Here is a 23,699-nt window from a genome sequence, read left to right as displayed (position 1 = left end):
GGCGGGGAGCGTGTTGGAGGGACTGACGCCTCCGGCACCCCGGACGCGTCGATGCGACAGGAAGTGAGTCACACGCAATGCGCACATTCGTACTCGCCGGAGGATGCTTCTGGTGTCTGGACGCCGTCTACCGCGTCCTCGACGGCGTGACCGACGTCGTCTCCGGCTACACCGGCGGCCGCACGACCGAGCCCGACTACGAGGACGTCTGCTCCGGGCGCACCGGTCACGCCGAGGCCGTCGCCGTCACCTTCGACCCGGACGTCATCCCCGAGCAGGTGATCCTCGACGTCTTCTTCACCCTGCACGACCCGCGTCAGCTGAACCGCCAGGGCAACGACGTCGGCACGCAGTACCGCTCGGCGATGTTCTACTCCTCCGACGAGGAGAAGGAGCTGTTCGAGTCGGCGCGCGACCGCGCCGCCGAGTGGTGGGACGGCCCGATCGTCACCGAGATCTCGCCGCTGGGCGTCTACTACCCCGCCGAGGACTACCACCAGGACTTCTTCGCGAAGAACCCCGGCCAGGGCTACTGCATGGCGGTCGCACTGCCCAAGGTGAACAAGATCCGCAAGTCCTACTCCGCGTACATCACCGCCTCGTAGCGCTCCTCCACAAGGGTCGACTCGATCGTCCTCTCCCCAGAAGGGCCCGCCTCCACCTCGGAGGCGGGCCCTTCGTCGCGACACTGGCTCTGCGGCGCCCGAGCGGTACCAGCCCCCTCCGCCCGGGCGCCGTCCCCGTCGCAGCCTCGGCGGGGCAGGAGTAGAGAGGACACGACCATGACCGACACGCTGACCGTCATCGGGACCATCGGCACCGAGCCCCGGAGCATCGACACCTCCAGCGGCACCGCGATGACCAGCTTCCGGCTCGCCTCGACGCAGCGGCGCTACGACCGCTCGGAGCAGCGCTGGGTCGACGTCTCGACCAACTGGTACACCGTCACCGCGTTCAACGGCCTGGCCGGCAACGCGCTGTCCTCCCTGTCGCGCGGCGACCGGATCCTCGTCACCGGGCGGCTCGGGGTGAGGGCCTGGGAGGCGGGAGGCAAGGCCGGCACCGATGTGGTCCTCACCGCCGAGGGCATCGGGCACGACCTCGCGTGGGGGACGAGCAGCTTCACGAAGACCGTCGGCCGCGCGTCCGCTCCCGCCCCCGCCGCCGAGCCGGCCTGGAGCGAGGAGGCGCCGCGCGAGGGCGCCTCGGCGGGGGACTGGGGAGCCTCGGGCCACAGTCGCGGTGATGCCGCGCCCGAGCCGCCGGTGGCGGTGGGCGTCGGCGGAGGCGCACCCGGTCTCTCGGTAGGATCCGGGGAGACCCCGTTCTGATCCGGGGGACCGGAGCGAGAGCCGTCCCGGTCGGGAGGAGCCGGGCGTGACACGGAACCGGGCGGCTCGCATCGCTGTCGTGCTCGGCGGTCTCGCCGTCTGCCTGGCCGGATGCACTCCGCCGTCGGCGCCGGACCCCGTGATCTCCTCCTCCGCGGCCGAGGCACCGGCGCCCGCGGAGTCCAGCGCACCCGTCGCTTTCGTGCCGGACGGGACGACGGAGCAGAACCTCCCCGTGTTCGAGCAGACCCTCCGAGCGGCGGCCGAGCCCGATCCGGAGGTGAGCGGCTCGAGCGTGGTCGACGCTCTCGTCGCGGCGGGGTTCGCCCGCGAGTCGATGCAGCTGACGGCCGACGAGACCTCGGTCGGTCTCGACGCGGACTCGGTGCAGGTCTCCGTCAAGCTCGGCGAGTCGTGCCTCATCGGCCAGTACGGCCCCAAGAGCGGCGGAGTGCGGGCGGTGATCGCGGCGCCAATCGCGACCGGCGCCTGCCTGGTCGGCCGGACCGTCCCGATCGAGGGCTGACGCGCCGACGTCGATCGGGAACGGCTCGACCCCGCGCCCCGGTCGGGGACGGAAAGGGCGAAAGGATCCTCGACACCGTCCCCGTCCCTCGGTCGCGAGGGCGTCGAGGCGCCGTCCGCCATGGCCGGAGGACCACGTCGACCGGTGCGGATCCGAGCATCGGCTCCCACCCTTGTGGGCGAGGCGGCCGGCGGGGGAGGCGGTCGGCGCCGTCCCGCCCTCCCCTGAACGCCGCTCCGCACGGTTAGGCTGCCCTGACCGACACGTGTGCCCCGGCGCGGGCACCGGAGCGGACGTGCCGACGGGAGCGCTCGGCACGAGGACCACGACGAGGGGGAACTCGCCATGACCACATCCCGACCGCAGACGACGACGCGAGCGAGGTGGATGCGCACCGCCGTCGCGGTCGCGAGCACGGCAGCCGTCGTCCTCGGAGTGACGACCGGAGCCGGAGCGGCCGCCGCCGCGGAGAGCCGGATGGTCGCTCTGACGAGCCCCTACAACTGGTCGACCACCGAGACGTTCTCGGCCGCCCAGATCAGTCCCGTCGCGGGCGACGTCACCGGGCTCGACGTCACGCTGTCCGACTCCGCTCGGCCGACGGGTTCCTACCCGGCGTTCACGACCTACAACTGGGCGATCGGGGACTACGACCTGGTCGGCTCGGCGAACCTCGCGTCCGGGAGCCGCAGCTTCCGCATCGACCTGAAGCAGCCCCTCGCCTCGTTCGGCGGCGGGACCGTCGCTCTGCAGATCACCGCGCAGAAGCAGCCGATCAAGAACCCCCGGGAGCCGATCGGCCAGCCCGTCGACAGCGGCTACGAGCTGACCACGTCGGCCACCCTCTCCGTCGCCGGAGCCTCCGGCAGCGGCGGCGTCGGCGGGGTCGACCTCAGCGGGACCGCGCAGACGCTCCAGCGCAGCGCCGCGTACTTCGCGTACAGCAACGCCGCCGAGGTGCCGGAGGTCAAGGGCGGCGACACCGTCGTCCTCGAGTCCAACCAGCCCGGCTTCTACGACCTCCAGGGACTCGCGGCCTACGTCGGATCCAGCAGGACCGAGCGGATCCCCGCCCAGGTGACCGCGGACAACGACCAGTCCAAGGTCACCGTGACGATCCCCTCCAGCGCCTACGACGCCTACAAGGACCGCGCGAGCAGCCTGCTCCAGGTCACCGGGGTCAGCAACGGCAGGGTGCAGCAGCCCCGCGGAGCGACCATCACGTCGGACGCCGCTGTCCGCGTGACGGGAAGCGGACCCACCACCCCGCCCGTCACGCCGACCCCGACCCCCACGGCCACCGCGACCACCCCGCCGGTGACGCCCGCGCCGACCACCACTCCGACGGCTCCGCCCGTCGGCTCGCCGGTCGTCTCGCGCATCTCGGGCACCGACCGTCAGGGCACCGCGGTCGAGGTGTCCAAGCGCACCTTCCCGGCGAACGTCCCCGTCGTCTACGTCGCCACCGGGCAGAACTTCCCGGACGCGCTCAGCGCCGGACCCGCAGCGGCCAAGGCGAACGGGCCGCTGCTCCTGGTCGACCGCGACTCGATGAGCCAGGTGGTCCGCACCGAGCTGACGCGCCTCAAGCCCGCGAAGATCGTCGTCGTCGGCTCCGAGCTCAGCGTCGGCAGCCAGGTCTACAGCGACCTGGCCGGATACGCGACCAACAGGAACATCACGCGCCTCGGCGGAGTCGACCGCTACGACACGTCGAAGAAGATCCTGCAGTACGCCTTCCCCGCCGGCTCCTCGAGGGCCTGGCTGGCGACGGGCGAGAAGTTCCCCGACGCACTGAGCGCCAGCGCCGCGGCCGGCGCGAAGGACGCACCGGTGGTGCTGACCAACGGCACCGGCTCCACGGTGGACCCCCTCACCCAGCAGATCATCAGCGGCCTCAAGATCAGGACGCTGACCATCGCGGGTTCCTCGCTCTCGGTCAGCGACGGCATCGAGCGCTCGATCACGGGCCCGGTGATCACCCGCATCGGCGGGACCGACCGGTACGACACCTCGGAGAAGCTGAACAAGGCGGCCTTCACCTCGGCGGAGACCGTCTACCTCGCGACCGGTGAGAAGTTCCCCGACGCCCTGGCCGGAGCCACGGCGGCGGGCTACACCGGGAGCCCGCTCTTCGCGGTTCGGCCCACCTGCGTGCCCCGGGCGGTCCTCGCCGACATCTCCGCGTCCAAGGCGACTCAGGTGATCCTGCTCGGGAGCACCGACACGCTGTCCGAGGCGGTGGAGCGCCTGACGCCCTGCAGCTGATCCGCCCCGTCGGCCGCTGACGCGATCCGCCCTCCCCACCGGCTCCGGCCGGAGCGGAGGGCGGATCTCGTCGTGGCGGTCCCTCCGACGCGGACCGGTGAGTTCCCGTTATCCTCGACTGGTGCGGACGGTCCCGCGGCCCGCGCACCGCGTCGGCCGGGGCCCGGCGTCCCGCCCCGGTCCGAGCCTGCGTCAGCGCCTCCGCGCGGAGCAGGGGACCGGCGGGCGAGGCGACTCCGCGCAGACCGACGGACTTGAGGACTGGGTATGGCTGAATACATCTACTCGATGGTGCGCGCGCGGAAGGCGGTCGGCGACAAGCTGATCCTGGACGACGTGACCATGTCGTTCCTTCCGGGAGCGAAGATCGGCGTGGTCGGGCCCAACGGCGCCGGCAAGTCGACGATCCTGAAGATCATGGCGGGGCTGGACACGCCGAGCAACGGCGAGGCGAGGCTGAGCCCGGGCTACACCGTCGGCATCCTGATGCAGGAGCCAGAGCTCGACGAGACCAAGACGGTGCTCGAGAACGTCCAGGAGGGCGTGGGCGAGATCAAGGGCAAGATCGACCGCTTCAACGAGATCTCCCTCGCGATGGCCGACCCGGACGCGGACTTCGACAGCCTCCTCGCCGAGATGGGCACCCTGCAGGAGGCGATCGACGCCGCCGACGCCTGGGACCTGGACTCGCAGCTCGAGCAGGCGATGGACGCCCTGCGCACCCCGCCGGGGGACTCCCTCGTCACCAACCTCTCGGGCGGCGAGAAGCGCCGCGTGGCGCTCACCAAGCTCCTCCTGCAGAAGCCCGACCTGCTGCTGCTCGACGAGCCGACCAACCACCTCGACGCCGAGAGCGTGCTCTGGCTCGAGCAGTTCCTCTCTAAGTACCCCGGCGCCGTGCTCGCCGTCACCCACGACCGGTACTTCCTCGACAACGTCGCGGAGTGGATCGCCGAGGTCGACCGCGGCCACCTCTACCCCTACGAGGGCAACTACTCGACGTACCTCGAGAAGAAGAGCGCCCGACTGGAGGTCCAGGGCAAGAAGGACGCCAAGCTCGCCAAGCGCCTCACCACCGAGCTCGACTGGGTGCGCAGCAACGCCAAGGGCCGACAGGCCAAGTCGAAGGCGCGCCTCGCGCGCTACGAGGAGATGGCGGCGGAGGCCGAGAAGACGCGCGTGCTCGACTTCGAGGAGATCGTCATCCCGGTCGGCCCCCGCCTGGGCGCCCAGGTCATCGACGCGAAGAAGCTGCACAAGCAGTTCGGCGAGCGCGTCCTGATCGACGACTTGAGCTTCACCCTGCCCCGCAACGGCATCGTCGGCGTCATCGGCCCGAACGGCGTCGGCAAGACCACGCTCTTCAAGACGATCGTCGGCTTCGAGCCGCTGGACTCCGGCGACCTCAAGATCGGCGAGACGGTCGACATCTCCTACGTCGACCAGAGCCGCGGCGGCATCGACCCGCAGAAGAACCTGTGGGAGGTCGTCTCCGACGGGCACGACTACATCACGGTCGGCAAGACCGAGATCCCCTCCCGCGCCTACGTCTCGCAGTTCGGCTTCAAGGGCCCGGACCAGCAGAAGAAGGCCGGAGTCCTCTCCGGCGGCGAGCGGAACCGCCTCAACCTCGCGCTGACGCTCAAGCAGGGCGGCAACCTGCTCCTGCTCGACGAGCCCACCAACGACCTCGACGTCGAGACCCTGGGCAGCCTCGAGAACGCGCTCCTCGAGTTCCCGGGCTGCGCCGTGGTGATCACGCACGACCGGTGGTTCCTCGACCGGATCGCGACCCACATCCTCGCGTACGAGGGAACCGAGGAGGACCCGGCCAACTGGTACTGGTTCGAGGGCAACTTCGAGGCGTACGAGGAGAACAAGATCGAGCGCCTCGGCCCGGACGCGGCGAAGCCGCACCGCTCCGCCTACCGCAAGCTCACCCGCGACTGATGCGCCTGCACGTCGCCATCCCGTTGCGCTGGTCGGACTTCGACGCCTACGCGCACGTGAACAACGCCGAGATGCTGCGCCTGCTCGAGGAGGCGCGCATCCAGGCGTTCTGGAAGCCGGACTCGCCGCAGCCCGGCGGGATGGCGACGGCGGTGCTCGACGCACGGCCGGGTGCCGAGTCGATCAGCCTCATCGCCCGGCAGGAGATCGAGTACCTCGCGCCGATCCCCTACATGCGCGCGCCGATCGACGTGGAGCTGTGGATCGGACGGATCGGCGGCGCGAGCCTCGAGGTCTGCTACGAGCTCTACTCACCGGCCGGCGTCGTCCCGCGGGTGCTCTTCACGAAGGCGGCCACCACTCTGGTGCTGGTCACCGCCGCGACCGGCAGGCCCCAGCGCATCCCGGAGGAGCTCCGCGAGGCATGGGGCCCCTACGTCGAGGAGCCCATCACGTTCTCGAAGCGGAACTGAGCTCAGCCCAGCGGGACGCGGATCATGCCCTCCTGGGCGACGCTCGCCACGAGCACGCCCTGCTGCGTGTAGATGCGCCCGAGCGAGAGTCCGCGTCCGCCGGACGCGCTCGGCGCCTCCTGCACGTAGAGGAGCCACTGGTCCACGCGCGCGGGGCGGTGCCACCACATCGCGTGGTCGAGGCTCGCGATGCGCAGGCCCGGCGTCGTCCAGGCCGCGCCGTGCCTGCGGAGCGTCGACTCGAGGATCGTGTAGTCGCTCGCGTAGGCGAGGGCGGCGCGGTGCAGCATCGGATCGTCCGGCAGCGGTCCGAGCGAGCGCATCCACACGCTCTGGTGGGCGACCCGCTCGGGGTCGGCCCGGAGGTACACGGGCTGCTCGACGTGCCGCACGTCGAAGGGGCGCTGCGTGGCCCAGAAGCTGCCGACCGGGTGGTCGACCCCCGCGAGGATCTCGGCGGTGCTCGGCAGCGACTCCGGGTCGGGGATCCCCTCCGGCATCGGCGCCTGGTGGTCGAGCCCCTCGTCCTCGGTCTGGAACGAGGCGATCATCGAGAGGATGGGGCGGCCGTTCTGGTAGGCCTGCGTCCGCCGCGTGCAGAAGGAGCGGCCGTCGTGGATCCGGTCGACCGAGAACGTGATCGGCAGGGAGACGTCCCCGGGGCGGAGGAAGTACCCGTGCATCGAGTGCACGGAGCGCCCCGCCACGGTGCGACCGGCCGCGATCAGCGACTGCGCGAGGACCTGGCCGCCGAAGACCCGCCCCTCGGGCATCCACTGCGAGGGACCCGTCGAGATGTCCTCGCTGGTGCGGGCGCCGGTGTCCGTCAGGTCGAGCGCGGTGAGGAACGAGGACAGGGGATCGGGCACGGTACCTCCGGGGTGTCGGGCGGTGGGGCGAGCGGCGCGGGGTAAGTTTATCGACGCGATGAGTTCGTCCTTCTCCCTGGCGGATCCGCCGAGCCTGTCGGATCTGCGCGTCTTCCTCGGCCGTTCGGCTCGGGTCGAGGACGGTGCGGTCCGGCTCCTCGCTGACGACCACGTGCTGGCCGTCTACACCCCGATCCTCCAGCCCCGCGGTCTGCTGGACCGCTCCGCGACCGTGCTGGGCCTGCGCGTCTTCGCGCTCGACGAGCCCGCCGGCTTCGACCGGGTCGTGCCGATCCGGGCCCTGTCGGATCGTCTCGCCCGCCTGCAGTGGGAGCCGGGCGGAGCGGACGGCAAGCCGGTCGTGCTGCCCGACGGCGACGACGCGACGGCCGGCCCCTGGGCGGGCGTCTCCCCGCCCCGCGGCGGGTGGACCCGACGCGAGCCCGTGGACCCCGGATTCCTGGAGCGCGTCGCGCGCGAGGGCATCGACGAGATCGCGGCGGCCGTCGGCTCCGAGACGGGCGAGCAGATCGTCGGACGCGTGCGGTCGAGCGTCTGGGGCCGCCCGCTCGACGGACTCGAGGACGTCCCGGCGGGAGCGGCGTTCGCCCTCTTCGCGCTCGGGTTCCTCGGCGCCGACGACCCGGTGGCCCTTCTCGAGAGCGGCGCCTGGCGCCGGCTCACCTCGCGCCGCGGGCACGTGCTGGTCCGCACCCCGGGCTGAGCGGCTACTCCTCGAAGGTGTTCACCATCGCGTGGGCGGCGCGCTCCAGGTAGTCCCAGAGCAGAGCGTCGTCGGCCGGAGCGAGCTCGAGCCCGTCGACCGCCGTCCGCATGTGCTGGAGCCAGTGGTCGCGGGCCTCGGGGTTGATCCGGAAGGGCTGGTGCCGCATCCGCAGGCGCGGGTGGCCGCGCTCCTCGCTGTACGTGCCCGGCCCGCCCCAGTACTGCTCGAGGAAGCCGGTGAGGCGCTGGATCGCGCCCTCGAGGTCGTGCTCGGGGTACATCGGCCAGAGCACCTCGTCCTCGCGGACACCCTCGTAGAACCGGCGGACCAGGCGCTCGAACGTCGGCCGGCCGCCGACGTGCTCCCAGAAGCTGCGCAGCGGAGGCGTGCCGCCGATCTGCAGGCCGCTCACGAGCGCGGTCCCGTCGGGCCGGACGTGCCGCCGCCGTCCTGGGGCGGCGTTCCGCTCCCGCGCCGCAGCGCCCGGGGGAGGCGCACGGGCTTGCCGTGCTCGGTGCTGATCGTGGGGGAGGGCGTGGTGCGCGGCGGCTTGGCGCCTCCGACGCTGGTCGCTCCCTCGAAGCCCTCGAGGACGACGGTCGCCAGCGAGGGGAGCTTCACGTCGAGCGCGTCGAGCGACCTCTTCAGGCGCAGGCGCAGCTCGCGGGCGACGTCGTCCTTCGCGGTGGTGCGGGTCTTGACCACGACCCGGATGACCAGGGCGTCGTCGGCGATGGACTCCAGGCCCCAGAGCTCCGGCTTGTCGATGATCCGTGCCCGCCAGCGGCTGCTCGCCGCCAGTTCGTTCGCGGTGGCGAGGACCGTGGACTGTACCTGCTCGAGATCCGTCTCGTAGGGCACGGCCAGGTCGACGATGACGCGCGACCAGCCCTGCGACATGTTCCCGACCCGGACGATCTCGCCGTTCCGGACGAACCAGAGGGTCCCGTTGACGTCGCGGATCTGCGTCACCCGGACGCCGACCGACTCGACCACGCCCGTCGCCTGCCCCGTGTCGACGACGTCGCCGACCCCGAGCTGGTCCTCCGCGACCATGAACAGCCCGTTCAGGACGTCCTTCACGATGTTCTGCGCGCCGAAGCCCAGGCCCGCGCCGAGGGCGGCGGTCAGCAGGGCGAAGGAGCCGATGAGGTCCTTGTCGATCGTCGTCACGATCATGACCAGGGCGATGACGACGATCAGGATCGAGCTCAGGTTGTTGAGGATCGACCCGAGCGTGCGCGTGCGCTGCACGACCCGCACGGCCGCGAGCGGCGACGCGGCGATCGACTGGGTGTCCTCGACCCGCTGGCGGCGCTTCACTCCCGACACGATCTGGTCGACGACACGGCCGATCACGAAGTGGGCGATGACGCGCACCAGCAGCGCGCCCAGCACGATCCCGAGGATCGCGACCACCTTCCAGAAGGGCTCGGACTCGAAGAAGGAGACGGTGGCGGCGACAGGGTCCGGGGTGGAGGTCTGAAGAAGCAGCATGACCGCTCCAGGCTACGGGACGCCTCCCTCCGAGTCGGGTGCACGGGCCCCGCGCGCGTATAGATTCGAGGCGGGTCCGCTCGGACCCGGACACCGCCCTGGGAAGGACGCCCGATGCTCCACTCCACCCGGACTCCCGCCGAGAAGCGCCGCCTCTTCCGCGAGCGCCTCGCCTCGGGCGAGCTGCTGCAGCTGCCCGGCGCGTTCACTCCGCTCTCCGCGCGCCTCATCGAGGCGAAGGGCTTCGACGGGATCTACGTCTCGGGCGCCGTGCTCTCGGCCGAGCTGGGGCTCCCGGACATCGGGCTCACCACGCTCAGCGAAGTGGCCGGCCGCTCGCAGCAGATCGCGCGCCTGACCGACCTGCCGGTCCTCGTCGACGCGGACACCGGCTTCGGCGAGCCGCTGAACGTCGCGCGCACGGTGCAGATGCTCGAGGACGCCGGAGTCGCGGGGCTGCACATCGAGGACCAGGTGAACCCCAAGCGGTGCGGGCACCTCGACGGCAAGGCGGTCGTCGACGAGGCGACCTCGGTGCGGAGGATCGCGGCGGCCGTCGACGCGCGCCGCGACTCCGATCTGGTGATCATGGCCCGCACCGACATCCGCGCCCTCGACGGCCTGCCGGCCGCGATCGACCGCGCCAAGCGCCTCGTCGACGCCGGAGCCGACGCGGTGTTCCCCGAGGCGATGCGCGATCTGTCCGAGTTCGAGGCGGTGCGCGCCGCGATCGACGTGCCGATCCTCGCCAACATGACCGAGTTCGGCAAGAGCGAGCTGTTCACCGCGCAGCAGCTCGCCGACGTCGGCGTGAACGTCGTGATCCACCCGGTCTCGCTGCTCCGGATCGCGATGGGGGCCGCGATGCGGGCGCTCGACGCCCTCAAGGCCGAGGGGTCGCTCCGCTCGGAGGTCCCGGGCATGCAGACGCGCGCCGAGCTCTACGAGCTCCTCGACTACGCGTCCTACAGCCGCTTCGACGAGGGCGTCTTCGACTTCTCGCTCGCCGACCACTACGGCGCCTGAGCGCGCCGACCCGCACGAACCGGCGGCGCCCCCCGGCGCCGCCGCCCGCCTCTCGCGAAGGAGCGAAGGATGAGCACGACCGATCAGGACATCCGCAAGGGACTCGTGGGGGTCGTCGTCGACACGACGGCCGTCTCGAAGGTCGACCCGGCGTCGAACTCGCTGCTCTACCGCGGCTACCCCGTGCAGGAGCTCGCGGCGGGGACCTCGTTCGAGGACGTGGCCTGGCTGCTCTGGCACGGCGAGCTCCCGACTCCGGAGGAGGCGGCCGGGCTGGCCGCCGTGGAGCGGTCCCACCGCGGCCTGGCCCCCGAGGTGCGCACCGTGATCGACCTGCTGCCGCTGTCGGCGCACCCGATGGACGTGGTGCGGACGGCGGTGAGCGTCCTGGGCGCCCTCGACGAGGATGCTGACGCCGACACTCCCGAGGCCGTGCTGGAGCGCTCCGTGCGGCTCTGGGCGGCGCTGCCCGCGATCGTCTCCTACGCCCAGCGCCGCCTGCGCGGCCTCGAGCCGATCGAGCCGCGCGACGACCTCGACTACTCCGAGAACTTCCTGTGGACGACCTTCGGCGAGGTGCCGGAGCCGGTCGTCGTCGACGCGTTCCGCGTCTCCCTGGTGCTCTACGCCGAGCACTCCTTCAACGCCTCGACCTTCACGGCCCGCGTCGTGACGTCGACGCTGTCGGACGTCTACTCCGCGGTGACCGCCGCCGTGGGAGCGCTCAAGGGTCCGCTCCACGGCGGGGCGAACGAGGCCGTGCTGCACGTGCTCGACGAGCTCGGGACCGGACCGGAGGCGGACCGGCGGTCCCGCGAGTGGCTCGCCGAGGCTCTCGGGCAGCGCCGGAAGGTCATGGGGTTCGGCCACCGGGTCTACAAGTCCGGCGACTCGCGGGTGCCGACCATGGACGCCGCTCTCCGGCGGCTCGCCGAGCACGAGGGGGCCGGCGAGCTCATGGAGCTCTACGACGCTCTGGCCGAGGCGATGGCCGAGCGGACGGGGATCCTGCCGAACCTCGACTACCCGTCCGGCCCCGCCTATCGCCTGATGGGGTTCGACACCGAGATCTTCACCCCGCTGTTCGTCGCGGCGCGCGTGGTGGGCTGGACGGCCCACGTGATCGAGCAGCGGGGCTCGAACGCGCTCATCCGGCCGCTGTCCGCCTACGACGGGCCGGAGCGCCGCTCGGTCCCGCAGCGGTAGTCCCCGACGGGTCGAGGGGCGCCGCTCGGTCCCCGCAGCGCTGGGCGCCGGGGGACCGAGCGGCCGCGGGTCAGCCCCGGGCGTCCCGCTCCTGGGCGCGGAGCGCGCGCTCCACGCCGGCCAGGTTCTCGATCACGAGACGGCGCAGCGCCGGGACCTCCGGGTTCGCGTCGAGCCACGCGCGGGTGGCGTCGACGATCTCCCGCGAGGGCGTGGCGGCCGGGTAGAAGCCGACGACCAGGTACTCGGCGATCTTGTAGCTCTTCGACTCCCAGAGGGAGCGGAGGGCGTCGAAGTAGACCGGGACCATCGCGTCGAGCAGATGCGGGTCGGCGGCGCGCTGGAAGCCCAGGCCCGTCGAGCGGACGATCGTGTTCGGCGCCGAGTCGTCGGCCGTGACCGAGTCCCAGGCCGCGCGCTTCGCCTCCGCGGTCGGCAGCGCGGCACGGGCGTGCGCGGCCGACTGCTGGCCGGTCGCCGTGTTGTCCGAGGCGAGCGCCGCGTCGATGTCGCCCGCGCCGGCCCGCCCGCCGGCGACCAGAGCGATCAGCAGCTCCCAGCCGAGGTCGGTGTCGATGTCGAGGCCGTCGAGCGCGGTGGAGCCGTCGAGCAGCGCCTGCACGGCCTCGATGTGCGCCGGGGTCGACGCGATCGCGGCGAAAAACTTGACGAACTGGAACTGCGCGTCGCTGCCCGGCTCGGCGCTCTGCGCGAGCGTCCACAGCTGATCGCCCGCCTCCTCGACGACCTCGGCCCGGTACTCCGGAGCGACGTACTGGGTGGCGGTGGCGACGAGCTGGTTGAGCACCGTCCGGAGGGTCGTGGACTCGGTCTCGGTGGCGATGTTGCCCAGGACGAGGCGGACGAAGTCGCGCGGAGCCGACTCGGCGTCCCGGGTCGAGTCCCAGACCGAGCCCCAGACCAGCGAGCGGGCCAGCGGGCTCTCGATGCTCGCGAGGTGCTCGACGGCCACGGCGAGCGAGGCCTCGTCGAGGCGGACCTTCGCGTACGCGAGGTCGTCGTCGTTGAGCAGCACGAGCGCCGGGCGCGTGCGGCCGATCAGCTCGGGCACCTCGGTGCGCTCCCCGTCGACGTCCAGCTCGAGGCGGTCGACGCGGACGAGGCGCTCGCCCTCGAAGTCGTACAGGCCGATCGCCAGGCGGTGCGGGCGGATCGTCGGGTACTCCTCGACCGCGCTCTGCAGGATCGCGAAGGAGGCGATCGCTCCGCTCTCGTCGACCGCGATCTCCGGGCGGAGCGTGTTCACGCCGGCCGTCTCGAGCCACTGCGCCGACCACTCGGAGAGGTCGCGCCCGCTGGTGGCCTCGAGCTCGACCAGCAGATCCCGCAGCTCCGTGTTGGAGAACGCGTGCTTGACGAAGTACTCGTGGACGCCGGCGAGGAACTCCTTCTCGCCGACCCACGCGACGAGCTGCTTGAGCACCGAGGCGCCCTTGGCGTAGGTGATGCCGTCGAAGTTGACCTGGACGTCCTCGAGGTCGTTGATGGTCGCGACGATCGGGTGGGTCGAGGGCAGCTGGTCCTGGCGGTAGGCCCAGCTCTTCTCCATCGCGGCGAAGGTGGTCCACGCCTCGGTCCACTCCGTCGCCTCCGCGGTGGCGAGGGTGGAGGCGTACTCGGCGAACGACTCGTTGAGCCAGAGGTCGTTCCACCACTTCATCGTCACCAGATCGCCGAACCACATGTGGGCGAGCTCGTGGAGGATCGTGACGACCCGGCGCTCCTTGATCGCGTCCGTCACCTTCGAGCGGAACACGTAGGTCTCGGTGAAGGTCACCGCTCCCGCGTTCTCCATCGCGCCCGCGTTGAATTCGGGGACGAACAGCTGGTCGTACTTCGCGAACGGGTACGGGACGCCGAACTTCTCCTCGTAGAAGGCGAAGCCCTGCTTCGTCTTCTCGAACACGTAGTCGGCGTCGAGGAAGGGCGCGAGCGAGGCCCGGGCGAAGACCCCCAGCGGGATGGTGCGGCCGTCGGAGGAGACGAGCGAGTCGGTCTCCACCACGTAGGGGCCGGCGACGAGGGCCGTGATGTAGGAGGAGATGCGCGGGGTGGGCTCGAAGCTCCAGGTCGCGATCCCCTCGCCCGCCGGGACCGGCTCGGGAGTGGGCTGGTTCGACACGACCTGCCACTGCGCGGGCGCGGTGACGGTGAAGCGGAACTCGGCCTTGAGGTCCGGCTGCTCGAACACCGCGAAGACGCGGCGGGAGTCGGGCACCTCGAACTGCGAGTAGAGGTACACCTCGCCGTCGACCGGGTCGACGAAGCGGTGCAGGCCCTCGCCCGTGTTGGTGTAGAGCGCGTCGGCGACGACGGTGAGCTCGTTGTCCGCGGCCAGGGAGTCGAGGCGGATGCGGACGCCGTCGGCGACGTCGGCCGGGTCGAGCTCCGCGCCGTTGAGGGTGACGGAGTGGACCGTGCCCGTGACGGCGTCGATGAAGCTCGAGGCGCCCTCGGTGGCGGAGAAGCGCACCGTGGTCGTGCTGAGGAAGGTCTCGGCGCCACGGGTCAGGTCGAGGGCGATGTCGTAGTCGTGGACCCGGATCAGGGAGGCGCGCTCCTGCGCCTCGCTCCGGGTGAGGTTGTCTCCTGGCACGGGGGTGCTCCATCCGTTCGTCTCGGGCGCTGCCGGGGGCGCCGGGGTGGGGGCGCCGCCGATCCACCCTAGGGCTGCCGGGACCCGCCGTGGAGTTCCCGTGGCGCCGATCCTGCGGAGCCGCCGGGGAGCGCGGACGCGGCCGCGGCGAGCGGCGTACCGTGTCCTCATGACCTCTGTGGACTTCTGGTTCGACCCCTCCTGCCCGTGGGCCTGGATGACCTCACGATTCGTGGACGAGGTGACCCCCGCCCGCGACCTCGACGTGCAGTGGCACATCATGAGCCTCGCCGTCCTCAACGAGGACAAGGACGTGGACGACTCGTACCGCGCCTTCCTCCCGCGCGCGCTGCGCTACACGCGCCTGGTCGCCGCCGTCGCCGAGCGCGAGGGCCGCGAGCACGTGAAGCCGCTCTACGACGCGCTCGGAACCCGGATCCATCCGGGCGGCCGCACGGACGTCGACGCGGTGATCGCCGAGTCGCTCGCCGAGCTCGGCCTGCCCGCGGAGCTCGCCGCGTACGCCGACTCGGACGAGTACGACGAGCCGATGCGCGCCTCCCACTTCGACGGGATCGAGCGGGTCGGCCAGGACGTCGGCACCCCGGTCATCGCGATCGGCGACGTCGCCTTCTTCGGTCCCGTCATCTCGCCGATCCCGAGGGGGGAGCAGGCGCTGACGCTCTGGGACGGCATCGTCGCGGCCGCCTCGTTCGACGGCTTCTTCGAGCTCAAGCGCTCGCGGACCCGCGACCCGCGGTTCGACTGAGCCGACCCGCGGTACTCTGGCTCCCGGCCCGGGCACCGCGGGCCCCAGACGGCTCTTCCGGAGGAGTTCTCTCGTGCGCATCCACATCGCCACGGACCACGCAGGGCTGGACTTCAGCCGTCACCTGATCGAGCACCTCGGCGCCGCCGGTCACGACGTGATCGACCACGGCCCCACGTCGTACGACCCGCTGGACGACTACCCGTCCTTCTGCATCAACGCCGCCGCTGCGGTCGTGCGTGATCAGGAGGCGGGGGTCGAGGCCCTCGGCATCGTCTTCGGCGGCTCGGGCAACGGCGAGCAGATCGCGGCGAACAAGGTCGCGGGCGTGCGCGCGGCGCTCGTCTGGAACCTGAGCACCGCCGTGCTGGCCCGCCAGCACAACGATGCGAACGTCATCTCGATCGGGGCGCGCCAGCACTCCGTCGAGGAGGCCACCGGCTTCATCGACGCGTTCGTCGCCGAGCCCTTCACCTTCGAGGAGCGCCACGTGCGCCGCATCGCTCAGCTCGCCGAGTACGAGGCCACCGGCGACATCGCCGGCCGGGTCGTCGACTCCGCCGCGAAGGAGCGCTGAGTGCCCGAGGGGCACTCCGTCCACCGGATCGCCCTGCAGTTCGAGCGCGACGTCGTCGGGCACCGCGTCTCGACCAGCAGCCCCCAGGGCCGCTTCACCGAGGGAGCCGCGCTCCTCGACGGCCGCGAGGTCCTCGACTCCACGGCCGTCGGCAAGCACCTGCTGCTGCGCTTCGAGGGCGACCTGACGCTGCACGTCCACCTCGGCCTCTACGGCGCGTGGGACTTCCTCGGGCACGTCTCTCCGCTGTTCCCGGACGGGAAGGCCGGCAGCAGCATCGGCGCTCCCCGGCGCCGCCGGGCCGTGCGCCTCTCCGAGACGGAGCACGAGACCGACTCCGACCTCGACGAGTTCCCGCCGCCGCCCGTGGGCGCGGTGCGCGTGCGCATCATGACGGAGGAGACCGTCGCCGACCTGCGCGGTCCCACCGCGTGCGAGGTGATGGACCCCGCCCAGGTCGAGGCCCTCCTCGCCCGCCTCGGTCCGGATCCGGCCGACGACGACTCCGACGAGGCGCGCGACCGCTTCGTGAACCGGCTCCGCAGGACGGCGACGCCGGTCGGGCTCGTGCTGATGGACCAGTCCGTCGTCAGCGGCATCGGCAACATCTACCGGGCGGAGCTGCTCTACCGCGCCGGTCTCGACCCGCACACTCCCGGCAAGCAGGTGCCGCTGGAGCTCGCGCAGGAGCTGTGGCGGGACTGGGCGGACCTGCTCGAGGACGGCATCCGGACCGGGATGATGATCACGCGCCGGGGCCTGACGAAGACGGAGCGGTCGAAGGCCGTCCGCAGCCGAGCCGAGCGCAACTACGTCTACAAGCGCGAGGGCCTGCCCTGCCGGGTCTGCGGCACGAACGTGCTGCTCGAGGAGATCGGCGCGCGCAAGCTCTACTGGTGCCCGGTGTGCCAGTCGTGAGCGCCGGAGGAGAGGCACTGCCCCCGGCCCGCGCCCGCCGAGCCGTCCATGCCGCGCTCCGCGAGGCCGTCCGATGACCGGCGGTCTCCTGCTCCGCGGCGCCCGTCTCCTCGGCTCGCCCCGTCCCGGTGCCGTGCTCCTGCGCGACGGCCGAGTGGAAGCGGTCGGGCCGGAGGCTGCGGCCGCCCCGGGCGACGAGGTGCGCGACCTCGACGGGCGCTGGGTGCTCCCCGGCCTCTGGGACGAGCACGTCCACTTCTCGCAGTGGGCGATGACGGCTCCGCGCCTGGACGTCTCGTCGGAGGAGTCGGCCCGCGGAACGGCGGACGCGGTCCGACGGCGCCTGACGGAGGAGCCCGGCACCGGCACGCTGATCGGCTTCGGCTTCCGGGACGGGCTCTGGCCCGAGGCGCCGACGACAGCGCTCCTGGACGAGGTGTCTCCCGAGCGGCCCGTCGTGCTGATCAGCGGCGACCTGCACTGCGCCTGGCTGAACTCCGCGGCGTACCGGCGCTACGCCGTCGCTCCGGAGCCCGAGCTGCTGCGCGAGGACGCCTGCTTCGAGCTGGTCACCGCCCTCGGCGCCCTCGGCGACGACGAGCTCGACGCACTCGCCGACGCGGCGGCCCGGCAGGCGGCGTCCCGCGGAGTGGTCGGGGTCGTCGACCTCGAGATGCGCTGGAACGCGGGGGACTGGCCGCGTCGGGTCGCCCGCGGGACGCGCTCCCTCCGCGTCGACACCGGCGTCTACCGCGACCACCTCGACCGCGCCCTCGCAGAGGGACTGCGCACGGGCGACGAGCTCGACGGCGGCGACGGACTGCTGCGGATGGGCCCGCTCAAGGTCCTGATCGACGGCTCCCTCAACACGAGGACCGCGTACTGCGCCCACCCCTACGCCGACCACGACGGCTACGGCGTCCTCACCGTGGAGCCGGCCGAGCTCGACGACCTGCTCGCCCGCGCGGCCGCCGGGGGCATCCGCTCCACTGTGCACGCGATCGGCGACGCCGCGGCGACTCTGGCTCTGGACGCGCTCGGCCGGGTCGGCGGAGGCCGGATCGAGCACGCTCAGCTGCTCGCGGAGGCCGACCTGCCGCGGTTCGCCGCGCTCGGCGTGGAGGCCGGAGTGCAGCCCGCGCACGCGCTCGACGACCGCGAGGTGGCGGAGCGGTACTGGCCGGGACGCACCGGCCGGGCGTTCCCACTGCGCTCGCTGCTCGACTCCGGAGCCCGCGTGGTGCTCGGCTCGGACGCCCCGGTCGCTCCGCTCGACCCGTGGATCGCGATCTCGGCCGCGGTCGCGCGGGCGCTGCCGGGCGACGAGCCCTGGCACCCGGAGCAGCGGGTGAGCGTCGAGGAGGCGATCGTGGCCTCGACCCGGGTGCGCCGTCTCGCGCCCGCGGCAGGCGATCCCGCCGATCTCGTGGTGGTCGACCGCGATCCGCTCACCGCCGATGCGGGAGCCCTCCGGTCCATGCCCGTCGCCGCGACCCTCCTGGCGGGCCGCTTCACGCACGGCGGCTGACCGGCGCCCGTCGCGCAGGATGCTCCTGATCGCGCGGACGGGTTTGGCGACGACGACGGCCCGCGGGTCCGAGGATCCGCGGGCCGGTCGAGGCGTGGTGCTCAGCTCTCGCTGACGTGGGCGAAGAGGAACCAGCGGTCCTTCTCGAGGCCGCGGCCGATCTCGATCGCGACGTCCTGGCTGCTCGCGTCGATCTCGGCGAGCTCCGCGATCGCCGTGTTGACGGTCGCGATGGCGACGTCCATCTGGCGGATGATCTCGACGATCGCGTTCTCGGAGCGCTGGAAGCCGGGGGTGAGGGGCTCGGACAGCGTCGCCGAGGCGACGGTCTGGATGCGGGCGTCGACCGGGAGGCCGAGGGCGACGACGCGCTCCGCGGCGAGGTCCGCCCACTCGATGGCGCGGCCGACGATCGCGTCGAGGAGCTCGTGGACGCCGATGAAGTTGGCGCCGCGGACGTGCCAGTGCGCCTGCTTGCCGTTGACGGCGAGCGCGGTCATCTCGACGACGACGGGGCTGAGGAACTGGGCGACTCCGGATGCGACATCCGGGTTCGACGAGGTGAGCGACGTGACGGACGTGGTGGACATCGTCTGGTCCTTTCGAGAGGGGGTGACTGATCGTCAACAGTACGCAGATCCCGCGGCGTCGCAAGGAAGCGCAGGCTCGGCTCAATCGGGCGAAGGACAGGCTCACCTCGGTCGCGGAGTGCTGTCACGGGGGCTTCCCCCCGGGTGCCCGGAGCCGTGCCGCCGGTACGCTCGACCCGGTCGCCGCGGCGGCGGGAGCGGACGGGAGGCGCGGATGAGCGGAGCATCGACGGCCCTCGGCGAGGCCTCGCGCGCCTACCTCCGGCTCTGGTGCGGACTGCCCCGGGAGGTGCTCGCGCTGGTGGCCGCGATCCCGGTCGCGCTCCTCGGCGCCTTCTGCTCCGGCGTCGCGCTGGCCGTCGGGCTCGGGCTCGTCGGAGTCCTGATCGGCCTGGTGTTCCTTCCCGCCGCTCTCTACACGGCGCGCTTCTTCTCTCGGGCGGCCGTCGGCCTCGACGTGCTGGCCGGACGCCCCGCCGTCCCCCGGCCGCAGTGGCGGCGACCGCCCTCCTCCGTCACTCCAGCGACCTTCGCCCTCTACGGTCCGGTGATCGACGGCCACTACTGGCTCGCTCTCCTGCACACGCTCGTCGTGGCTCCGGTGCTCGCGGTGCTGTCCGGCCTGCTCCTCGCGCTGTGGACCTGGGCGGGCCCGGGCACGGTGGCCGCCGCGCTCACGGGCGCCCCCGGTCCGGCCCGGCTCCTGGCCGAGAACGGAGCCGCTCTAGTGGGCGCCCCGCAGCCGCCGGCGGGACTGGTCGCCGCGGCGACGGTCGCCACGACGGTCCTCTTCGTCTCGACCCTGCCGTTCGCCACCCGCGGTCTCTCCCTCCTCCACTGGCTGGTCGACCGGCTCCTGCTCGGCCCGTGGGAGTCGGAGGCGCTCCAGCGCGAGGTCGCCGAGCTGAGCGCCTCCCGCGGCGCGGCCGTCGCCGCCGAGGACCGCGCGCTGCGCCGGCTCGAGCGCGACATCCACGACGGCCCGCAGCAGCGCCTGATCCGGGTCCAGATGGACCTCGCCTCGGCGCGCAACCGGCTCGACGCCGACCCCGAGTCCGCCGCCCGACTGGTGGACGAGGCGCGCGAGCACGTCCGGGCCGCACTCGACGAGCTGCGAGCCCTCTCCCGCGGAGTGGCGCCGCCGATCCTGCAGGACCGGGGCTTCGAGGCGGCGGTGCACTCGCTCGCCGAGCTCAGCCCCGTGCCGGTCGAGGTCCTCACCGAGCACCCCGTGGCGGACGTCCCGCCCGAGGTCGAGCGCAGCGTCTACTTCGTCGTCGCCGAGCTGCTCGCCAACGCCTCCAAGCACTCCCGCGCCCGATCGGTGCGGGTGCACCTCGACACCCGCGACTCCGGCACTCCGGGGGAGCGCTGGCTCGACGCCTGGGTGGTCGACGACGGAGTCGGCGGAGCATCGCCGGTCGCCGGTCACGGTCTCGAGGGGGTGGGCGGCCGCGTCCGGGGCCTGCGCGGGATCCTGAGCGTGGAGTCGCCGATCGGCGGGCCGACCACGGTCGGGGTGCACGTCCCGTACCGCCCGGCCGTCCTATCCTGAGGGCGTGCCCGTGATCCGCGTCGCCATCGCCGAGGACTCGGTCCTCCTGCGCGAGGGCCTGGTCCGCCTCTTCGAGGACGCCGGGTTCGCCTCCGTCGGAGCCTTCGGGGACGCGGACTCCCTGCTCGCCGATCTGGCGCGGGACCCCGCCGCGGTCGACGTCGCTGTGCTCGACGTCCGGATGCCGCCGACCTTCCGCGACGAGGGGGTCCGCGCGGCGCTGGACATCCGCCGCCGCCACCCGCGCGTCTCGGTCCTTCTGCTCAGCCAGTACGTCGAGGTCACCTACGCGCAGGAGCTGCTCGGCTCCGGCGACGGAGGACTCGGCTACCTGCTGAAGGACAGGGTCGCCTCCGTGGAGGAGCTGCGCGACGCCGTCGAGCGCGTCGCGGCGGGCGGCACCGTCCTCGACCCGCAGGTCGTCGCCTCGCTCCTGCAGCGCAACCGCGACCCGCTCGCCTCGCTGACCCCGCGGGAGCGTGAGGTGCTGGAGCAGATGGCCCAGGGGCGCACCAACGCGGGCATCGCCTCTGCTCTCTTCGTCGGGGTGGGCGCCGTGGAGAAGAACGTGACCGCGATCTTCCAGAAGCTCGGGCTCGAGGACTCGGGCTCCGATCACCGGCGGGTGCTGGCCGTGCTCGCCTTCCTGCGCGCCGGGCGCTGACCACCGGAGAAGAGGAGCACCCGATGCCGTCGAGTCCTGCGGAGGGCGCCCGCGTCCTCGCCCTGACCGGGGGACGCGCCCCGGAGATCGCCGACACCGCCTGGGTCGCTCCGGGCGCCACCGTGGTCGGCTCCGTGAGAGTGGGGGAGCGGGCCAGCGTCTGGTACGGCGCCGTCCTGCGCGCCGAGCACGCGCGGATCGAGCTCGGTGCCGGCAGCAACCTCCAGGACGGCGTCGTCGTCCACGTCGACGCCGACTACGACGCCGTCATCGGCGCCCGCGTCTCGGTCGGCCACAACGCCGTGCTGCACGGCTGCACTCTCGAGGACGACGTGCTGGTCGGCATGAGCGCGACCGTCCTGAACGGGGCCGTGATCGGCACCGGCTCGCTCGTCGCTGCGGGCGCCGTCGTCCTCGAGGGGACGGTCGTCCCGCCGGGCTCGCTGGTGGCCGGCGTCCCCGGGAGGGTCCGGCGGGAGCTGACGGAGGAGGAGCGCGAGGGCATCCGCCGCAACGCCGCCTCGTACCTCGCCCTGACGGAGGAGCATCGCGGCGCGGTCGGCTGAGCACGCCGGGGAACGTCCCGGAACGACGAAGAGCCCCGGACATCCGGGGCTCTTCGAGAAGGAGAGGGGCTGACGAGAATCGAACTCGCATCATCTGTTTGGAAGACAGAGGCTTTACCACTAAGCTACAGCCCCGGATCGGCTGCCTGACGGCTGCGAACCGGTGATGCCGGGTCTGTCGACCGGGCACCAGGACAGCGTAGTACATCGCGCGAGCACCGTGGACACCCCGGTCGGCCCCCGCCGCGCGGTTCCGGTCGTCGCTGCCGCGGTGCAGTACACTTGCGAAGGCCATTTCGGCGTGTCGCGCAAGCGCACGTGCGGGGACGGCTCGACGAGAGTCTCACGCACGGTGCCCAGGCCCGCGCATCCGGGGCGTAGCTCAGCTTGGCTAGAGCGCCCGCTTTGGGAGCGGGAGGTCGCAGGTTCGAATCCTGTCGCCCCGACCACGAGTACTCATCGTGACGACATCGACCCGTGACGACCGTCATCCGGCGCCGACACCAACCAGCACAGGAGATCCCCTCACGTGAAGACCACGGTAGAACAGCTGAGCCCGACCCGCGTGAAGCTCGCGATTTCGGTCACCCCGGACGAGCTCGGCCCCAGCATCACGCACGCGTACGGCCACATCGCCGAGCAGATCAACGTCCCCGGCTTCCGCAAGGGCAAGGTCCCGCCCGCCATCGTCGACCAGCGCGTCGGCAAGGCCGCGGTGCTCGAGCACGCGGTCAACGAGGGCCTCGACGGCTTCTACCGCGAGGCCGTCCGCGAGACCGAGGTGCGCCCCCTGGGCCGCCCGCAGGCCGACATCGTCGCCTGGCCGAGCGACAAGGACTTCACCGGCGACCTCGAGCTCGCCATCGAGGTCGACGTGCGCCCCGAGATCACCGTCCCGGACTACGACGGCATCGAGCTCACCGTCGAGGCGGCCGAGGTCACCGACGCCGACGTCGAGGCCGAGCTGGACAAGCTCCGCAGCCGCTTCGGCACCCTGGTCACCGTGGACCGCCCGGCGAAGACCGGCGACTTCGCGCAGATCGACCTCGTCGCCTCCATCGACGGCGTCGAGGTCGACACCGCCAACGCCATCTCCTACGAGCTGGGCTCGGGCGAGCTGATCGAGGGCATCGACGAGGCGCTGGACTCGCTCACCGCGGGCGAGAGCACCACGTTCACCGCTCCGCTTCTCGGCGGCGACCACGCCGGCGAGCAGGCCGAGATCGCCGTCGCCCTCACCGCCGTCAAGGAGCGCGAGCTCCCCGACGCCGACGACGACTTCGCGCAGATCGCCAGCGAGTTCGACACCATCGCCGAGCTGCGCGAGTCGCTCAAGGAGCAGGCCGCTCAGCAGAAGACCTTCGGCCAGGGCGGCGAGGCCCGCGAGAAGCTCGTCGAGGCGCTGCTCGCCCTCGTCGAGGTCCCCGTGCCCGCCGGTCTCGTCGAGGACGAGGTGCACCGCCACCTCGAGGGCGAGAACCGCCTCGAGGACGACGAGCACCGCGCCGAGGTCAAGGAGGCCAGCGAGAAGACCTTCAAGACCCAGATCCTCCTCGACCACGTCGTCGAGCAGGAGAAGGTCCAGGTCAGCCAGGACGAGCTCACGCAGTACCTCATCCAGGGTGCGGCGCAGTACGGCATGGAGCCGAACGAGTTCATCAAGATCCTGTCCGAGAACAACCAGATCGGCCAGATGGTCGGCGAGGTCGCCCGCAACAAGGCGCTCGCGATCGTCCTGGGCAAGGCGAAGGTCACCGACACCGAGGGCAACGCCGTCGACCTGACCGCGTTCACCGCGGTCCCCGGTGACGACGAGGCCGTCGAGGCCTCCGACGAGGCCGTCGCCTCGGACGAGACCGAGGTCGCGGAGGAGGCCCGGGCCGCCGCCGACGCCGAGGTCTCCGCGGAGTCCGCCGCCGAGGAGCCCGCCGCCGAGGAGGAGCCCGCCCCGGCCCCCAAGAAGAAGCGCGCGCCGGCCAAGAAGAAGGCCGCCGCTCCCGCCGAGGAGACCCCCGCCGCGGAGTAGTCACCGCGAGCACGTC

The 23,699-nt window shown here is 72.2% G+C and carries 22 protein-coding genes and 2 tRNA genes; 18 read left to right on the top strand and 6 right to left on the bottom strand.

From position 1 onward, the window contains the following. Positions 1–77: 77 nt before the first annotated feature. The 6 genes from msrA (at position 78) to GSU45_RS08615 (ending at position 6,548) form a co-directional block, all read left to right on the top strand. Positions 78–605 (top strand): peptide-methionine (S)-S-oxide reductase MsrA, encoded by a 528-nt coding sequence (msrA, locus tag GSU45_RS08640; RefSeq protein ID WP_159914259.1) that lies wholly within the window; start codon positions 78–80, stop codon positions 603–605. 177 nt (positions 606–782) lie between these two features. Further along, on the top strand, positions 783–1,331 hold the full coding sequence (locus GSU45_RS08635; protein WP_159914257.1) for a single-stranded DNA-binding protein: 549 nt from the start codon (positions 783–785) through the stop codon (positions 1,329–1,331). Positions 1,332–1,377: 46 nt separating this feature from the next. Next, a complete protein-coding gene (locus tag GSU45_RS08630) occupies positions 1,378–1,857 on the top strand; it encodes a hypothetical protein (protein WP_159914255.1) in 480 nt (159 codons plus the stop codon). A 345-nt stretch (positions 1,858–2,202) separates the two neighbouring features. Further along, positions 2,203–4,125 (top strand): cell wall-binding repeat-containing protein, encoded by a 1,923-nt coding sequence (locus GSU45_RS08625; protein ID WP_159914254.1) that lies wholly within the window; start codon positions 2,203–2,205, stop codon positions 4,123–4,125. Between the two features lie 267 nt (positions 4,126–4,392). After that, the gene (gene ettA, locus GSU45_RS08620) at positions 4,393–6,075 is read left to right on the top strand and encodes an energy-dependent translational throttle protein EttA (RefSeq protein ID WP_159914252.1); all 1,683 of its coding nucleotides are present in this window, start codon (positions 4,393–4,395) and stop codon (positions 6,073–6,075) included. Next, complete coding sequence (locus GSU45_RS08615) at positions 6,075–6,548, top strand: thioesterase family protein (RefSeq protein ID WP_159914250.1); 474 nt, start codon at positions 6,075–6,077, stop codon at positions 6,546–6,548. Before ettA ends, GSU45_RS08615 begins: the two co-directional genes overlap by 1 nt. Before the next feature lie 2 nt (positions 6,549–6,550). Here GSU45_RS08615 and GSU45_RS08610 read toward each other — a convergent pair whose 3' ends face one another. After that, on the bottom strand, positions 6,551–7,417 hold the full coding sequence (locus tag GSU45_RS08610; protein ID WP_244248065.1) for an acyl-CoA thioesterase II: 867 nt from the start codon (positions 7,415–7,417) through the stop codon (positions 6,551–6,553). Positions 7,418–7,475: 58 nt separating this feature from the next. Between GSU45_RS08610 and GSU45_RS08605 the strand changes: the two genes are divergently transcribed. Next, entirely contained in the window at positions 7,476–8,141 is a 666-nt protein-coding gene (locus GSU45_RS08605) for a hypothetical protein (protein ID WP_159914249.1), read from the top strand. A gap of 4 nt (positions 8,142–8,145) precedes the next feature. On the opposite strand, the gene GSU45_RS08600 is transcribed toward GSU45_RS08605, so the two are convergent. Together GSU45_RS08600 and GSU45_RS08595 are read right to left on the bottom strand one after the other, a co-directional pair. Further along, positions 8,146–8,523 (bottom strand): globin, encoded by a 378-nt coding sequence (locus GSU45_RS08600; RefSeq protein WP_159916985.1) that lies wholly within the window; start codon positions 8,521–8,523, stop codon positions 8,146–8,148. Positions 8,524–8,552: 29 nt separating this feature from the next. Continuing rightward, positions 8,553–9,641 (bottom strand): mechanosensitive ion channel family protein, encoded by a 1,089-nt coding sequence (locus GSU45_RS08595; protein ID WP_159914248.1) that lies wholly within the window; start codon positions 9,639–9,641, stop codon positions 8,553–8,555. 114 nt (positions 9,642–9,755) lie between these two features. Between GSU45_RS08595 and prpB the strand changes: the two genes are divergently transcribed. Continuing rightward, complete coding sequence (gene prpB / locus GSU45_RS08590; RefSeq protein WP_104223704.1) at positions 9,756–10,667, top strand: methylisocitrate lyase; 912 nt, start codon at positions 9,756–9,758, stop codon at positions 10,665–10,667. Positions 10,668–10,736: 69 nt separating this feature from the next. Next, on the top strand, positions 10,737–11,873 hold the full coding sequence (locus GSU45_RS08585) for a bifunctional 2-methylcitrate synthase/citrate synthase (RefSeq protein WP_159914247.1): 1,137 nt from the start codon (positions 10,737–10,739) through the stop codon (positions 11,871–11,873). 70 nt (positions 11,874–11,943) lie between these two features. On the opposite strand, the gene pepN is transcribed toward GSU45_RS08585, so the two are convergent. Further along, positions 11,944–14,490, bottom strand: coding sequence for an aminopeptidase N (pepN, locus tag GSU45_RS08580; protein ID WP_159914246.1), 2,547 nt, complete (start codon positions 14,488–14,490; stop codon positions 11,944–11,946). A 169-nt stretch (positions 14,491–14,659) separates the two neighbouring features. Between pepN and GSU45_RS08575 the strand changes: the two genes are divergently transcribed. From GSU45_RS08575 to GSU45_RS08560, 4 genes are all read left to right on the top strand, one after another. Beyond that, the gene (locus tag GSU45_RS08575) at positions 14,660–15,259 is read left to right on the top strand and encodes a DsbA family protein (protein ID WP_159914245.1); all 600 of its coding nucleotides are present in this window, start codon (positions 14,660–14,662) and stop codon (positions 15,257–15,259) included. 73 nt (positions 15,260–15,332) lie between these two features. After that, positions 15,333–15,836 carry a ribose-5-phosphate isomerase gene (locus GSU45_RS08570; RefSeq protein ID WP_159914244.1) on the top strand — a complete coding sequence of 168 codons (504 nt, stop codon included), beginning with the start codon at positions 15,333–15,335 and terminating at the stop codon, positions 15,834–15,836. Then, positions 15,837–16,754 carry a DNA-formamidopyrimidine glycosylase family protein gene (locus tag GSU45_RS08565; RefSeq protein WP_159914243.1) on the top strand — a complete coding sequence of 306 codons (918 nt, stop codon included), beginning with the start codon at positions 15,837–15,839 and terminating at the stop codon, positions 16,752–16,754. 73 nt (positions 16,755–16,827) lie between these two features. After that, on the top strand, positions 16,828–18,282 hold the full coding sequence (locus GSU45_RS08560; protein ID WP_159914242.1) for an amidohydrolase family protein: 1,455 nt from the start codon (positions 16,828–16,830) through the stop codon (positions 18,280–18,282). A gap of 101 nt (positions 18,283–18,383) precedes the next feature. On the opposite strand, the gene GSU45_RS08555 is transcribed toward GSU45_RS08560, so the two are convergent. Further along, positions 18,384–18,872, bottom strand: coding sequence for a DNA starvation/stationary phase protection protein (locus GSU45_RS08555; RefSeq protein WP_159914241.1), 489 nt, complete (start codon positions 18,870–18,872; stop codon positions 18,384–18,386). Between the two features lie 214 nt (positions 18,873–19,086). Here GSU45_RS08555 and GSU45_RS08550 point away from each other — a divergent pair, with 214 nt between their 5' ends. The 3 genes from GSU45_RS08550 to GSU45_RS08540 are packed head-to-tail and all read left to right on the top strand — an operon-like array spanning position 19,087 to position 21,657. Further along, the gene (locus GSU45_RS08550) at positions 19,087–20,427 is read left to right on the top strand and encodes a histidine kinase (protein WP_159914239.1); all 1,341 of its coding nucleotides are present in this window, start codon (positions 19,087–19,089) and stop codon (positions 20,425–20,427) included. A gap of 4 nt (positions 20,428–20,431) precedes the next feature. Beyond that, positions 20,432–21,091: a response regulator transcription factor gene (locus GSU45_RS08545; protein ID WP_159914237.1), complete on the top strand. Its 660-nt coding sequence runs from the start codon at positions 20,432–20,434 to the stop codon at positions 21,089–21,091. Between the two features lie 23 nt (positions 21,092–21,114). Then, complete coding sequence (locus GSU45_RS08540; protein ID WP_159914235.1) at positions 21,115–21,657, top strand: gamma carbonic anhydrase family protein; 543 nt, start codon at positions 21,115–21,117, stop codon at positions 21,655–21,657. Between the two features lie 64 nt (positions 21,658–21,721). Here GSU45_RS08540 and GSU45_RS08535 read toward each other — a convergent pair. Then, positions 21,722–21,792, bottom strand: a tRNA-Gly gene (locus GSU45_RS08535). Between the two features lie 236 nt (positions 21,793–22,028). Between GSU45_RS08535 and GSU45_RS08530 the strand changes: the two genes are divergently transcribed. Beyond that, positions 22,029–22,106, top strand: a tRNA-Pro gene (locus tag GSU45_RS08530). 80 nt (positions 22,107–22,186) lie between these two features. After that, complete coding sequence (tig, locus tag GSU45_RS08525; RefSeq protein WP_159914233.1) at positions 22,187–23,683, top strand: trigger factor; 1,497 nt, start codon at positions 22,187–22,189, stop codon at positions 23,681–23,683. Positions 23,684–23,699: the final 16 nt, after the last annotated feature.

This window comes from Rathayibacter sp. VKM Ac-2801 (assembly GCF_009834245.1).
Classification (GTDB): domain Bacteria; phylum Actinomycetota; class Actinomycetes; order Actinomycetales; family Microbacteriaceae; genus Rathayibacter.
Note: the sequence above shows the minus strand (reverse complement) of the source record. Positions and strands in the feature narration are given on the sequence as shown.

Coding starts and splice junctions, on each gene's coding strand:
- msrA (WP_159914259.1), top strand. CDS start 78: ATGCGCACATTCGTACTCGCCGGAGGATGCTTCTGGTGTCTGGACGCC.
- GSU45_RS08635 (WP_159914257.1), top strand. CDS start 783: ATGACCGACACGCTGACCGTCATCGGGACCATCGGCACCGAGCCCCGG.
- GSU45_RS08625 (WP_159914254.1), top strand. CDS start 2,203: ATGACCACATCCCGACCGCAGACGACGACGCGAGCGAGGTGGATGCGC.
- ettA (WP_159914252.1), top strand. CDS start 4,393: ATGGCTGAATACATCTACTCGATGGTGCGCGCGCGGAAGGCGGTCGGC.
- GSU45_RS08615 (WP_159914250.1), top strand. CDS start 6,075: ATGCGCCTGCACGTCGCCATCCCGTTGCGCTGGTCGGACTTCGACGCC.
- GSU45_RS08605 (WP_159914249.1), top strand. CDS start 7,476: ATGAGTTCGTCCTTCTCCCTGGCGGATCCGCCGAGCCTGTCGGATCTG.
- GSU45_RS08595 (WP_159914248.1), bottom strand. CDS start 9,641: ATGCTGCTTCTTCAGACCTCCACCCCGGACCCTGTCGCCGCCACCGTC.
- prpB (WP_104223704.1), top strand. CDS start 9,756: ATGCTCCACTCCACCCGGACTCCCGCCGAGAAGCGCCGCCTCTTCCGC.
- GSU45_RS08585 (WP_159914247.1), top strand. CDS start 10,737: ATGAGCACGACCGATCAGGACATCCGCAAGGGACTCGTGGGGGTCGTC.
- GSU45_RS08575 (WP_159914245.1), top strand. CDS start 14,660: ATGACCTCTGTGGACTTCTGGTTCGACCCCTCCTGCCCGTGGGCCTGG.
- GSU45_RS08560 (WP_159914242.1), top strand. CDS start 16,828: ATGACCGGCGGTCTCCTGCTCCGCGGCGCCCGTCTCCTCGGCTCGCCC.
- GSU45_RS08555 (WP_159914241.1), bottom strand. CDS start 18,872: ATGTCCACCACGTCCGTCACGTCGCTCACCTCGTCGAACCCGGATGTC.
- GSU45_RS08550 (WP_159914239.1), top strand. CDS start 19,087: ATGAGCGGAGCATCGACGGCCCTCGGCGAGGCCTCGCGCGCCTACCTC.
- GSU45_RS08540 (WP_159914235.1), top strand. CDS start 21,115: ATGCCGTCGAGTCCTGCGGAGGGCGCCCGCGTCCTCGCCCTGACCGGG.